This is a genomic window from Spirosoma areae (assembly GCF_054781775.1).
Genome location: NZ_BAAGTT010000016.1, coordinates 152,614 through 165,304, shown reverse-complemented (window position 1 = coordinate 165,304; position 12,691 = coordinate 152,614). Strand labels below are relative to the sequence as shown.

9 protein-coding genes are annotated in these 12,691 nt (G+C 54.7%); all 9 read right to left on the bottom strand.

What is annotated here, in order from left to right; all coding sequences use genetic code 11:
* Window positions 1-72: 72 nt before the first annotated feature.
* Entirely contained in the window at window positions 73-1,341 is a 1,269-nt protein-coding gene (locus tag ACYVI1_RS06750; RefSeq protein WP_460908092.1) for an MFS transporter, read from the bottom strand.
* Between the two features lie 34 nt (window positions 1,342-1,375).
* A complete protein-coding gene (locus tag ACYVI1_RS06745) occupies window positions 1,376-2,518 on the bottom strand; it encodes an alpha/beta hydrolase family protein (RefSeq protein WP_460908090.1) in 1,143 nt (380 codons plus the stop codon).
* 3 nt (window positions 2,519-2,521) lie between these two features.
* Window positions 2,522-3,538 carry a mannonate dehydratase gene (locus ACYVI1_RS06740; protein ID WP_460908088.1) on the bottom strand — a complete coding sequence of 339 codons (1,017 nt, stop codon included), beginning with the start codon at window positions 3,536-3,538 and terminating at the stop codon, window positions 2,522-2,524.
* 174 nt (window positions 3,539-3,712) lie between these two features.
* Complete coding sequence (locus ACYVI1_RS06735; protein ID WP_460908086.1) at window positions 3,713-5,914, bottom strand: polysaccharide lyase 8 family protein; 2,202 nt, start codon at window positions 5,912-5,914, stop codon at window positions 3,713-3,715.
* Between the two features lie 2 nt (window positions 5,915-5,916).
* Window positions 5,917-6,702, bottom strand: a complete 786-nt coding sequence (locus tag ACYVI1_RS06730) for an SDR family NAD(P)-dependent oxidoreductase (protein WP_460908084.1) — start codon at window positions 6,700-6,702, stop codon at window positions 5,917-5,919.
* Entirely contained in the window at window positions 6,693-7,868 is a 1,176-nt protein-coding gene (locus ACYVI1_RS06725) for an ABC transporter substrate-binding protein (protein WP_460908082.1), read from the bottom strand. Before ACYVI1_RS06725 ends, ACYVI1_RS06730 begins: the two co-directional genes overlap by 10 nt.
* Window positions 7,865-8,887: a mannonate dehydratase gene (locus ACYVI1_RS06720; protein WP_460908080.1), complete on the bottom strand. Its 1,023-nt coding sequence runs from the start codon at window positions 8,885-8,887 to the stop codon at window positions 7,865-7,867. Before ACYVI1_RS06720 ends, ACYVI1_RS06725 begins: the two co-directional genes overlap by 4 nt.
* 1 nt (window position 8,888) lies before the next feature.
* Complete coding sequence (locus ACYVI1_RS06715; protein WP_460908078.1) at window positions 8,889-11,420, bottom strand: hypothetical protein; 2,532 nt, start codon at window positions 11,418-11,420, stop codon at window positions 8,889-8,891.
* 19 nt (window positions 11,421-11,439) lie between these two features.
* Window positions 11,440-12,630, bottom strand: coding sequence for an enolase C-terminal domain-like protein (locus ACYVI1_RS06710; protein WP_460908076.1), 1,191 nt, complete (start codon window positions 12,628-12,630; stop codon window positions 11,440-11,442).
* Window positions 12,631-12,691 lie beyond the last annotated feature (61 nt).

Below are 12,691 nucleotides of genomic sequence, written 5' to 3'. Positions count from 1 at the left end.
ACTTAAGAGCCCTGTCTTTCAGGAGATTGGGGGTATCTTTAGTTGAGCCACAACTAATTTTCAGGTAGTTTCTCATAGTTGCAGAGTTGGCCGGTCCGCCGGTGCGGTAAGGGTTGGTTGCGCGGCTTGATGGTCGCGCTTGAAAAAGAAATAGGCGGCTGTGGCGATGGCTGAACTTCCAAGCAAATAGCTGACCGACAGGCCCGATAAGCCCGCCGACAGCCCCAGCGTCGGTTTCAGCACACCGAGCAAATAAGGCGCAAAGGCACCCGTCAGAAACGCCCCCATCAGCATCAGGCCATAACTCGACGACCGCCACCGAACGGGCACCACTTCGTAGAGCGAGGCTACGATGTTGGAATCATAAACACCCCGGAACAGCCCGAAAACGAACAGGGCGATGTAGGTCTCCAGTTCGGTGGTGCTGCTGCCCATCCAGTAAATAAACGGGGCACCTCCGGCCAGCGCACCAGCCTGTAGCCACAACCGGCTTTGGGGCCGCGTTTTCGCCAGCCGGTCGGCCAGCCGCCCGCCCGTTAATACGCCCAGAAACGCCCCGACATGATGATAAAACAGCGAGTTGAAACCAGCCGCCGTGAGCGACAAACCGAATTTTTCGCCCAGAAACGAGGGCATCCAGGTCACATAGCCCACATTGACGAACACCATGCAGGCAAAGCCGAGCGTGAGCAGGATTGCCGTTGGATTCCGAATCAAATAACTCGCCGTTTTCCCGACCGAATCGGGGGCAGTAGCCATAGTGGGCCGGTCTTTGGGTAACGACAGCAGCACAATGCCACCCAGCACAATACCGAAGCCACCGAACAGAAAAAACGCATATTGCCAGCCATAATGCTGACCGATGTAGCCCGCAATCAGGCCGCTCAGCACAATCCCGGCATACACAGCGGTCTGATGAAGCGAGAGCACAAACGACCGACTTTCGGGGTATTGCTCGCCCAGAAGCGCGTTGGCTGATGGCGCGTAGAACGCTTCTCCCCCACCGGTGGCCATTCCCCGCAAGCCGATAAACTGCCAGAGGGTTGTGCAAAAACCCGTTGATAGTGTCGACAGGCTCCAGAACAGCAGGCTAATCCCGACGATGTTCCGGCGCGAAAACCGGTCGCCCACGAAACCCGCTATCGGCACCAGCAGCCCATACGTCCACACTAAGGCTGCCGCAATCAGGCCCAGGTCGGCATCGCTCAGACCCAGGTCGGTGCGAATGAGGGGCAGCACCACGCTGAAAATCTGGCGGTCGGCCTGGTTCAGGAAGAAGGCTAACCATAGCAGGATGAGCAGTTTCCACCTGGAAAAGCCGGTTGGCTGGAGTTGAGTCATTTTAGGTTTTAATTACAGCGGGGTACGCTACCTGTCAATTTGTTAATTTCGATGTAGTTAAGTATCGCTCCAGCCATTTATAGGCATAATCCCGCACGTTTTCGATGGTGTCGTGGCCGTCTCCGTGGATGAGCATCGAAGCCCGACCCGGCGTTCCCAACAGTTTATAGACCGCACTGGCATCGTAAAATACCTTGAAATTAGCCATCACGTCGGGGTTGTAGGGATCGTTGAACGGTTCAAGAAACAGCACAGCGCGGGGGGCGCAGAGGGCGATCACTTCGTGTATGTCGTAGTTCGGTATGCCGGTTTGGGCGAGTTGAGCCGCCCGGAGTGGTTCGTCTAATTTACCACGCGCCATAATCCGAAAAACATTGGTGTAGTAGGGACTGGTGCCGGTTGATACGACTGCCGATTTGACCCGGTTATCAATGGCGGTATGGAACAAAACCGAGCTGCCACCTAATGAATTACCCATTGATCCGTACTCACCTTTTTTCACAAATTTGAGTTGCTCCAGCACATCAACGGCCCGAATCAGGGTGAGCATTCGAATGCCCCGCAGCGACCAGTTGGGATATTTTTCGTAAAATGATTTGTAGAGTTGGGCTTCCGTCGTGTTTTTAATCGTAGCTCCGTACCCAAACTGGTCGGCAGAAAAGGTTACGAATCCTTTTTGAGCCATATCAATAGCATACGCCCTGTTTTTTGGGGTACCCAGATTGGTATCTTTCCCCAAAGCACCGTTCGTCCCGTGTACGCATAGGATTGTATGGTATTGATTGGCTTCTTTATAGTCTTTAGGCAGCACACAAACAGCTTCAATCCAGATGTCGTCTACTACCTGAAACCGGTATTTGATGTGGGTTAATCCCAGATTGACATACCGACCCGTCTCCTCGAACTTGTTGACAGTCGGTTGATAAGGCACGGGCGATGTTCCCCAGTTACGGATAACCCGGTCATAGATTTTGGCCCGTATAACCGGCCATTCCTCTACTTTCGTATCCGGCAGAATAAGGCTTGCTGTCAGGATACTATTGAATCGCTGGGACGTACCCGGTACCAGGTCGCCGTACAGATTTTTTAGGGACGGGGAACTGATCGTCACACTATCCTGAGCCTTAACAGGTGATTGAAGTGCCAGAAAAAGGAGTAAAGCGGTTAATGGGCGCATGAGTTATGTTAGTGAGCGTATGAATGCGTTTTGTCGTCCAACTGTCGGGATGGTCAGTGCGTCCATGATGCCTTTCATGTAGCCGATGCCAAACAGATTGCCTTTCATTTCGTAGCCGAGCGCCTGATTGGTTTCGCCCGCCATCGTCGGGACGTGGTCGGAGCGAATTGGTCCGGCAAAGCCCGCATCGTGATACGCCCGAAAAGCCGCTACCATGTCGGAGGGGCCGTTGTCGTGGAAGGTTTCGCGGAAGTGGTTGGGCGTACCGACTACGTCACGGATATGAACGAACCGAATCCGGTCTTTCCACTCGTCAATCAGGGCCGGAATGTCCTCGCCCATCGTCGTGTAGGTTCCCTGGCAGAACGTCAGCCCATGCGCTGGACTATCGGAAAGCGATAAAGCCTTTCGGGTGGCATCGGCATTGATAAAAATCCGGCCAATCCCGTGCAGCAACGGCACCGGTGGGTCGTCGGGGTGCAGGGCCATCTGAACGCCCGCCCGTTCGGCAGTGGGCAGCACGTTTTCGAGAAACTCCGCGTAGTTTTCCCAGATTTTTTCGGCGGGCACTTCGCCGTATTGCGTCATGGGCTGTTGTCGGGCCGTTTCGTAATCGAAGCCGGTCACGAGTGCTCCGGCGCGTTCGGGCAGGTCTTTGTGGGTGCGATACCAGCCCGTTGCCATAAAGTTGTAGCAGAGTAGTTTCACGCCCAGCCGACCCATGTTTTCGAGCATCTGCCGGTAGCGGTCAAGGTCTTCGTCGCGGCCCGGCAAGCCGAGTTTAATCCGTGTCATATCGAACTGATCGCCCTCTAAACCCATCAGTTGAAAGCCATTTTCGGCGAAAACATCGTGCGTTTTTTGGAACGAGTCGAAGTTCCAGATGGCCAGTTGGCCCGGTCCGTCGTCACGGGTCAACTCTGGGGCGAGTTTGGCGATGGCGTATTGAATGCCCATCTGCCGCGCCAGCACCCATTTTTCGTCGGGGGTATTGCCAAAAAAGAGGAAGGAAAGTTTCATTCTTATCGGTTCAGGTTTGATTCTGTGGTTTCTATGGTTTCTGTTGAGCTTGTGGTTTCTCATCCCGTTGCTGTGTCCTCACAGCAACCTATGCGTCAGCCTGCGCTTACCTACCGAGGAGGTTGCTGTGAGGACACAGCAACGGGGAATGGAAAATTATTGAATCCACAGCAACTATTTACCTTTCAACGAGTTAGTCACACTCCGACCCGCCTGCTCGCCCGACGGCAACTCAACCGAAACAGTAGTCGTCCCGCTTTTCTCGGACCAGACACAGGCGTCGCACATCAAGTGCTTATTGATTGTCACCTGCACCTGCAAGGCTTCGTTTTTTGGGTTTGACAGCGTCAGGGCGAGGTCACCGTTTGCCTGACGCTGAGCCATTAACAGCACGGACTTATCAGTCTGGAGCCGAAGCCCATTGCCATCATCGAGCGTACCGGGCTGATAGAAAACGGCCTGCGTTGCATTCAGTCCCACATGCCGCACGGCCTGTAGTGTGCTATCATTCCGCAACACGACCACCGGATTTTTATACTGGCTCATGTCCTTTGCCGAAACACCGGGTCGGATGAGATACTGATACGTCTGATTCCGGGCCTGTTTTCCCAAATCCAGCCACAGGTTGAAGACATCAATCGATAGCGGTTTGGCTGAATAAAACGGGCTGTTGTTGATGTCCCGCCAGGCACCGGTCTGTGCATCGGTACGCAGGTGAACGGTTGGGTTGCCGGGAAAAACATAGGCCACCGAGTCGTGCCAGATCCAGTGTGTTTGCGGTAGAACCTGCGCTCCTTTAATCAGTTCACGAGTTTGTTCAGATCCGGTGGAGGCCCAGACATCGCCTGTTAACAGACATTGGTTCAGCGTCTGATAAAGCGGATAATCACTCGTGCAGGAAATGCCGGTGCCCAGGCAAACGATTTCGTTGTCGAAATGAAACCAGGCTTTACGAGCCGAAACCTGGCCGTGTTTGTAGTCTGAAGCCGCCAGCCCGTAGGTGCCGTCTGATACTCCCCCGACAAAACCAGTGGTTCCGGTTGACCCTTCACCCCAGTTGAACAAGGGCAGTGGTTGCGGGGATTGTTCAAGGAGCGTACCCGGCAGTCGTCGCCAGTTCCAGACCGGAAAAATGTCGGTGTACTCCTCACCAGTACGGTAAATAAACTGAACGCCGTGCCCTAAGTAGTAGCCTTTCCCGTTTTCGCCATTCCCCGACTCGCCTGACAAAATCCGGTTAGAGGTCATCTTGACGGACGTATAATAACCCGCCCGGTGGTGAGTCATGAAATCAGACCGCCAGAAGTGCCGGTTGCCCAACAGGGGAGGTCCCGGTTGGCCCGCCAGCCGATTCGCCAGCATCTGATATTCTGGTTGGCGCGGACCGGACAACTCAGCCAGTAGTTTCCCTAAGCCGCTGAGTCGGCCCGCTCCGGTAGCCATCGTATTGACCGAAGCTGGTCGGACGATTTCGCGGCCAACCGCACTATAATCGAAGCCGAACGCGGCCCGGCCGAACGCGGCCCCAGGTCGTCCCCGAATCATCCACTGTTGCCCCTCCAGAACGTAGGCATCAAAAACAGCCTGCTTCTCCGCCGGAATCTGGTAAGGGGTAGCCTGCGTTAGCTTAATGACCTGGGCAATATTCCGGGTGAAACCTAATCCGTAACCACCCGAATACAGTTGGGCGCGGTGCTGGTGGAAACTATTATCGGGTTGAATCCCCTCCGCAGTGGTTACTTTAATTTCGGCCCAAATGGCCGAAAATGCGCGTTTCAGGCCCGCTTCATCTTTCTCAAGTATAGCTGCCATCGCGTGAATTGTTGCGAGCCAAACCTGATTCTGGCCTGTTGCAGGCCCGTGGTAATCATAAAAATCCGGTTTCACGCCTACTTTCATCAGCGCAATACCAGCAGTTCGTTGGTTATCAGGTAACTCCTTTCCCAGCAACAATAATGCTTCGCCCATTTTCAGCGGAATACCGATGGCGTTCCACCAGTAATTGCGACAGACGGGCTTCTGCTGATTCCACCAGCCGATTGCTGCCAGCGCTTTGGTGCTCACATCGGGCCGGTTATAAAACGGATGACCAACCGTGCGGTATGCCTGGGTCAACTGCTCAATCCGGTCCCAATGGGTAGCGGCTGCCCACCGGCTGGGCGACTGTTCGGCATAGGCAATATCGGGCCAGCTTCCATCCGGCCGGAGCGTCAGCAGCGTCGAATCCAGCGGGATGGACTGATTGAAGGCAGTTAACGTGAGCGCATTAAATCGCTCCCGCAATGTCTGGTAAACGTCCGGCTCCACTGGCTTCCCGGCCAGCACGGGCAATCCCGGCCAGAGTATAAGCAGGCTATAGAGGTAGTATTTCAGCATGGCTATTTTTCGTATTTGGTTGGTTTTCCATAACCCCGCATGAGCAGCAATCCCCCATCAATTGTAATTGAAGCCCCGGTCAGGTAACTGCCCGACACCACCAAATCCACAACGACGGCCGCTATTTCGTCGGGTTGGCCAAAACGACCCATCGGTATTCCCTCATTGACAGTCTTCAGCAACTCAGGATTTCCCCGGACAGGGGCGGTCATATCGGTGTCGATAGCACCCAGAGCGAGCGTATTGACCTTGATGTTATGCGGAGCCAGTTCCATCGCCACCCCGCGCATCAGCGTTTCCAGTGCGCCTTTGGTGGCTCCGTACATCGTCAGACCTAGACCGGGCCGGATGCCGTTCACCGAGGTAATGGTGTAGATACTGCCTTCGGTGCCGGTCTCCGCCATCTTCCGGGCAACGGTCTGCGTCAGGAACGTGGTGCTTCTGAAATTCACGGACGTAAAGGCTTCAAAATCAGCTTCGGTTATGTCCAGAAAGTGCTGTTTGTAGGAAATGCCGGCGTTGTTAATCAGACTGTCCAGCCCACCGGCTATTTCCCACGCCTGCTCACCCAGCCGAATTGCCTGTTGCACATCGGTGAGGTCGGCTTGCAGGAGGTGCGCGGTTCCACCATTTTGGCGAATGGTTTGGGCAACGACTTCAGCCTCTTCGCGGTTTTCGTGGTAATGAATCACTACCGCACAGCCCTCCTGCGCCAGCCGCAGGGCAATGGCTTTACCGATACCCCGCGAGGCTCCGGTGACGAGGGCTTTCTTAGTCGCTAATCGCATGGTATCGGTCGGGCTGGCCGCTCCGGCGTACCGGCACCAGCGTTTTTATAGGTTGTTTTCCATTGCCTAAACACTGTTTCAGGCTGGCCATCGTCCATCAAATACTGTTGTAACAACCGGGCGGCTTCGCTCTGAAATTCGTGGTAGCCATCGAAGCGGGGCCGCATGAAACCCTTATCAAGTGAAGTGCGGGTATTGTCATAAAAATTGTTCGTGAGTTGGCTCAGCAACGGACTTTCCCAGGCGATGCGGTTGGCGGGCTGACCACCACTCAGTGCGTAAAGTGTTGACTGACAATCGGCTCCGGCAATCCAGTGCGCGTAGTTCAGGGCTGTTTCGCGGTGTTCGGTCTGCGACGAGATGGCGATGCCGACACCCCCCAGCGTGGCTCCATCCGGCCGGGAACCGGGCAACGGGCCGAAGGTGAGTTTATATTGAGCGTAACCTGCCATGCCATAATTGGCGTAGCCGAATGTGATAGGCATATAAATTAGCTCATTGGTTTGGGCCATGCGGTTCAGCAGCGGAACAGGATAGTATTGTAGGGCGTCGGGGCCGATTTCGCGGTACAAATCCCGGAGTTGATTCAGGACAAAAACGGCTTTTTCTTCGTCTATCGCCCATTTCTCCTCGTATGTAAATGGCTGCTCGAACTGATTGGCGTACAGCGAATAAAATCCGCATAACAAACCCATTGGCGCCATTGGCATCGCCACTTTGCCGGTCTCTTTGGCCAGTTCAACCACCTCATCCCAACTTTGCGGCACCGCTTGATTTTCCTGTTCAAACCAGTCCGCACGAGCCACCGATACCTGCGTGGCCGCATCGACCGCCAGTGCCCAGACGTGCCCATTGTACTCGTAACTTGCGAACGACGCGCCCGCGCTTTGGCCCCGCAAAACCGCTAACTCATTCGCTGACAGATAATCATCGAACGGCAGGAACAGCCCCGACCGGGCCACCGCGCCCATAAACGGATGGTCGATGAGCAGCAAATCGTACTGCCGGGCCAAACTGTCCAATCCGTCTTCACCGAAGGACTTCAGCGAACGAATGTGCCAGTCAATCGTCACGTCGGGGTGGAAATCGTTCCAGACCTTCGACGTAACGGCCAATGGCGCATAGCCGCGCGTGTGGTTCCAGGTGATGCCGCGTAGGGTTTTCATGTGTTTAGTGCCGATATTAATCCTTTCATAAACCCAATCGTGTAGGCCCGCGAGCGGTGACCGCCCATCGGGTGGGTGTAACGGGCCGGGCTGCGTTCAGTATCGGTCACGGTGTAGGTATTGCGCCATTCCGAATCGCCAATCAGTTGCGGTACGTGGCCCGGAATCATCACCCCGTCGAAACCAACGTCGTGCAACGCCTTCACCACCGCAAATGGGCTATAATCAGCCAGTTCGACGAAGTTTTCGGAGAAGAACGGCGGCACGCCGTTGTGCGACTGAAAATGTACGTAATGCAGTTTTCCCTGCGGCCCGTACTCTCGAATGACATCGGCCATCGTTTCCCCAAAACCCATCGCCGACCAGCCACCGAGACAGAACGTTAGCCCGTGATTGTCAGACGGTTTGATTGCCATCGCCCGGTCGAAGGCGGCTTTGCTGCGAAACAACTGCGGCACCCCACCGATGCTATCAATGGGCGGGTCGTTTGGGTGGACCGATAGCTTGATATTAGCCGCTTCGGCTACGGGCAATAGTTCGGTAATGAAGTCTTCATAATACTCCCAAAACTCGGCCTCTTCGTAGGCCCGGTCGAAACTGAAGGGGGCGTTGTCGATGTCTTTCTGGTCGAAAGCAATGCCTTTGGCTCCACCCCGCAGCCGGTAGCTGTAGGTCGTGCGCCAAACGCCGGTCGGCATCCAGTTATAGCTATGGTGCTGAACACCAGCCCGTCCCATATTATCGACGGCTTCCTGATAGGCGCGTAGCTGCTCGGTTTTGCCGGACTTGCCGAGGATAATCTGGTCGTAGAAGTGAGCGGGGACGGTCTCGATGGAAAACAGCCGAAGCCCGGCATCTTCGACCCGGTTGCGGATAGAAGTCAGGTTTTTGAACGACAATTCGGACCAGCTTTCGAGGCTCGTGGCAAACAGGACAATGTCGTCCACGCCAATCTGTTTGGCGAAAGTCAGTTGCTCGTCGGTGGGCGGAAAGAATAGGTCTAAAGCGGGTCGTAGCATTTTACTGAGCCTGATAAATGAGTTTCAACGCTAAATCTTTATCTATATCCGGCAGAGCCACGTTCACTACCGAACCGTTGGATTTCACGGGTGTTTTCTTCGTAATTTCACCCTTGCGCGTATCCCAGATTTCTACCTGATATACACCCGCCCGCTTCACCGGCACCTGTAACGTAGCTTTTTTGACGGCAATCGGTGCTTTCCGTTCCACGCCGATGTTGTACCAGGTATAAAACTGATTATCAACCCAGACCAGCGTTTTGGCGTTGGTTTGCAGGCCAAAGCTCCGCAGGCCTTTATCCGACACAGTCGGCGTAATTACCTCATGAAACGTTCGGGTCAGGGGTTCGCCCTGAATGTAATTTTCCACGGCTTTCGCATGATAGAGTTCTTTCATGTCATCCACGACCTGATTGAGCCATTCGGTGCCACCAGCGGCCATTTTTGTGAACAGGCTTACCCATAAATGCTGATGAAAATCAATGGCTTCGGGAAACTGCTTTTTGTATTTTTCGCCACTCAGCCAGCCCGCCAGATAATCGTACTGGCAAATGCCGCCCTCGATGTTGACGACCGGCACTTTCCAGTCCCTGAATTTTTCCTGCAAACAGAGGTTATAGCCAACGTTGTCCTTGCTTTTCTCACCGTTGCAAAGCTGGTCGTACTCGTCGCCCCGGTTGTCGTTGTGATAGTACCAGTCGCCGAGCAACACCACGTCGCCCCCGTTCAGCACCGCGTTTTCGTACTCGCCGATGGAATGCGAATGACCATAGATGTCGGTCTGGCGGATGTATCCGTGCAGTTCTTTGAGCCAGTCGCGCACCATCACCTTCGAGAGTTTGGTGCCGGGCTGACTTTCGTCGCCACAGTTCCACATCCAGAGCGACGGGCTGTCGGCCATCCGGCTCACCATGTAGCGGAGTTCATTTTTCTGCATCTCCAGGGCCACCGGATGAGTGTAAACTTCATTGATGTCGTGGCAGGGGCCGCCCTGCGCGGTTGAATAGGGCAGCGTCTCGAAACCGTTCTGGAACGACCGCAAAACCCCATCGTGGAACACAATCCAGTATAATCCGTGCCGTTCCATACTCCGCAGCGACTGCTCCATTTTCCAGGCAACTTGCTGATCGACAAAGCCATCCTTGATATAAAGGGTTCCGAAGTGGAAGGTCGCTAAATACTCGAAATTGCTACCGTTTGCCTGTTTACGGGCGTAATATTCGTCCAGCATTTTATACGGTACCCAGCGGATATTGCCCCCGAACAGGAACCGGCTGCCCCGAAACCAGCCGCTCGGCCCGCGTCCGTAGTAGGGTTCGCCGTTGTCAAATTCAAAGAGCCGGGGTTCAACCGTACTTTTGCGGAGGTAGCCGCGTGCGGTCGACGCGACAGACTCAAAACTCCCCGCCACTGCCCGTTGCAAACCGCTACGGTCCTGAGCGAACAGTTCTACTTTATGCACGCCGGTTTCGCGGGGCCGGTAGTAGAGTTTCCAGGGATTGCCTTTGATGGGCAATAGAATTTCCTGCTCCGGCCCCGGACTCACCGGTTCAAAATCCTGCCCAAAGAAGGCGGCTACCTTCTCGATTTTGCCCGATGGCGTTTCGATAATGGCCTGAACGGTAATTTGTTTGGGGTCGAAGGGGTTGGTGAAGGTGCCGTTTACGTCAATCGGTATGGTAAGTTGGGCATACTGGTTGACAGTCGTCGGTAAGGCCCCGACCGTGATGCTCAACGGCTCCGTAACGGTTGTTGGATTGATATTGTCGAGGTTGACCGTCAGGTATTTCTTGGCGGGAATGTTTTTGGCGGGTGCCACGATGATTAGCTCATCAGCACGCAGAATAGACGGTGGCGTGTGCAGAATCGCCAGCGTTTGCCGGTCGAAGGTTTGCTGACCGCCTTTTACTAACCGCACATCGCCCTGATGCAACAGCACAGCCAATGGCTCATCGGTCGGATTCGTTAGCTGAATGCCCCCGTTTTCGGTGAGGGTATTGGCCAGCGTTTTGTACAAACAGGCGCTGCCAATAATGCCGCCCATGCGCTGCCTGACCACATCCCGAATTTCGACCATCAACTCGTTTTCGCCATCCCATCGCAGAGCCGGGGTTAAATCGACATCGACCGGATGCGGAACCTTGCCACCCGTGAGGTATTTGAATTTTCCCACCGGGTTGCCGTTGAGATAAACCGTCCCTTCGTCGTCAATCATGCTGGCGAAGAAACCAATTTTGTAGCCTTTCAACGGAGCCGACACCCGAAATTTTAGTTTCATCCAGACCGTTTTATCAATCAGTTCGGGATGCCCAAGAAACTCCCAGCGTTGCCCGACCATAATGAATTGCCAGTCGTTCCGGCTGTTTACATCAGTGTAGGCAGGTGTTTGTTTCGGCTCGTAAGCGACAAAACTCCAGTTCAATTTGGTCAAATCAACCACATGGTCAGTCATCGACAACGACAGAGCCGGTTGCTGACTATAGCTGTGTAGACTGACCAAAAGCAAAAAAGATAAGGCAAGAATTCGTTTCATGATTTTGTCGGAGTAGTGATCAAATGCCGCCCACCGTCGGGTACCAGTCGGGCCGGTAGGGGTCCTGGTGGAAACGGGCGTAGTAATCGCCTTTTTCTTCGTAGTATTTCTCGTAATGCTTCATCTTGTCTTCGTCCAGCGATACGCCCAAACCTGGTCCGGTCGGGACGTTGATGCACCCATTTTCGTAGGTCATCAGTCCGCCCTCGATAATGTCGTCGGTGAGGTAATGGTAGTGAGCATCCCCAGCGAAGGTCATCGTCGGAATGGTCGACGCGGTATGAATCATGGCGGCTAATTCAATACCAAACTCGGCCCCGGAGTGCATGGCCACGCCCAGGTTGAAGGTGTTGCAAACGGCCACGAGGTCTTTAACACCACGCGGTCCTTCCCAGTAGTGAATATCGGTCAGCACGATGTCTACCGCACCGAGTCGGATGGCCGGGCCGAGGTCATCGAATTTGGCCGGATACATGTTCGTCGCAATCGGAATGCGGACCTGTTTCCGAACGGACGCGTTGCCTTCCAGCCCCCAGGCCGGGTCTTCAAAATACTCCGGGTGCAGGTCTTCCATCCGGTGGCCCATCTGCACCGCCGTCGCCACCGACCACAGGCCGTTCGGGTCGATTCGCAGCCCGAAATCATCGCCGAGTCGGTCGCGGCAGAGTTCCAGTACGCGCACTTCTTCTTTAGGAGCCATTACGCCCGCTTTCAGTTTCATAGCGTTCACGCCGAGCGTTTCGTGCAGTTCTTCGCAGTAATCGGCGAGGTCTTCGGCGGTTTCGTCGTTACCACCGCCGGGCCGGTCGTACCGCCAGAAGAGGTAGGCAATAAACGGCACTTCGTCGCGGACGCGCCCACCCAGCAAATCGCTGAGCGGGCGGTTCAGGATTTTGCCCTGAATGTCGAGGCAGGCCATTTCGATGGCGGCATACAACCGGGCGTTGGACAGGTAATAAATACTCCGCAACACCTTCATTTTGATCACTTCGAGGTGAAACGGGTCTTCGCCCACGATGCGCGATTTAAGTTTCTGCAAGGCCCCGCGCTGATCGCCCCCGCCCACTTCGCCCAGCCCGATAATGCCCTCGTCGGTAATGAGTTCGAGAATGGTACGCAGGAAATAGCCCGGATGCACCCCGGTGTTGTGGCGTAGTTGGGCGTTGAGCGGAATGGCGACGCAGCGGGTGCGGAGGTCAATAATTTTCATAGTTGGTTTACCCCCAACCCCCTGAAGGGGGCTTTTGATCCGGAGGGTTTAGCCCCCTTCA

Bases quoted from the DNA above. Each gene is read 5' to 3' on its own strand.
- ACYVI1_RS06750 (WP_460908092.1), bottom strand. From the start codon at position 1,341: ATGACTCAACTCCAGCCAACCGGCTTTTCCAGGTGGAAACTGCTCATC.
- ACYVI1_RS06745 (WP_460908090.1), bottom strand. From the start codon at position 2,518: ATGCGCCCATTAACCGCTTTACTCCTTTTTCTGGCACTTCAATCACCT.
- ACYVI1_RS06740 (WP_460908088.1), bottom strand. From the start codon at position 3,538: ATGAAACTTTCCTTCCTCTTTTTTGGCAATACCCCCGACGAAAAATGG.
- ACYVI1_RS06735 (WP_460908086.1), bottom strand. From the start codon at position 5,914: ATGCTGAAATACTACCTCTATAGCCTGCTTATACTCTGGCCGGGATTG.
- ACYVI1_RS06730 (WP_460908084.1), bottom strand. From the start codon at position 6,702: ATGCGATTAGCGACTAAGAAAGCCCTCGTCACCGGAGCCTCGCGGGGT.
- ACYVI1_RS06725 (WP_460908082.1), bottom strand. From the start codon at position 7,868: ATGAAAACCCTACGCGGCATCACCTGGAACCACACGCGCGGCTATGCG.
- ACYVI1_RS06720 (WP_460908080.1), bottom strand. From the start codon at position 8,887: ATGCTACGACCCGCTTTAGACCTATTCTTTCCGCCCACCGACGAGCAA.
- ACYVI1_RS06715 (WP_460908078.1), bottom strand. From the start codon at position 11,420: ATGAAACGAATTCTTGCCTTATCTTTTTTGCTTTTGGTCAGTCTACAC.
- ACYVI1_RS06710 (WP_460908076.1), bottom strand. From the start codon at position 12,630: ATGAAAATTATTGACCTCCGCACCCGCTGCGTCGCCATTCCGCTCAAC.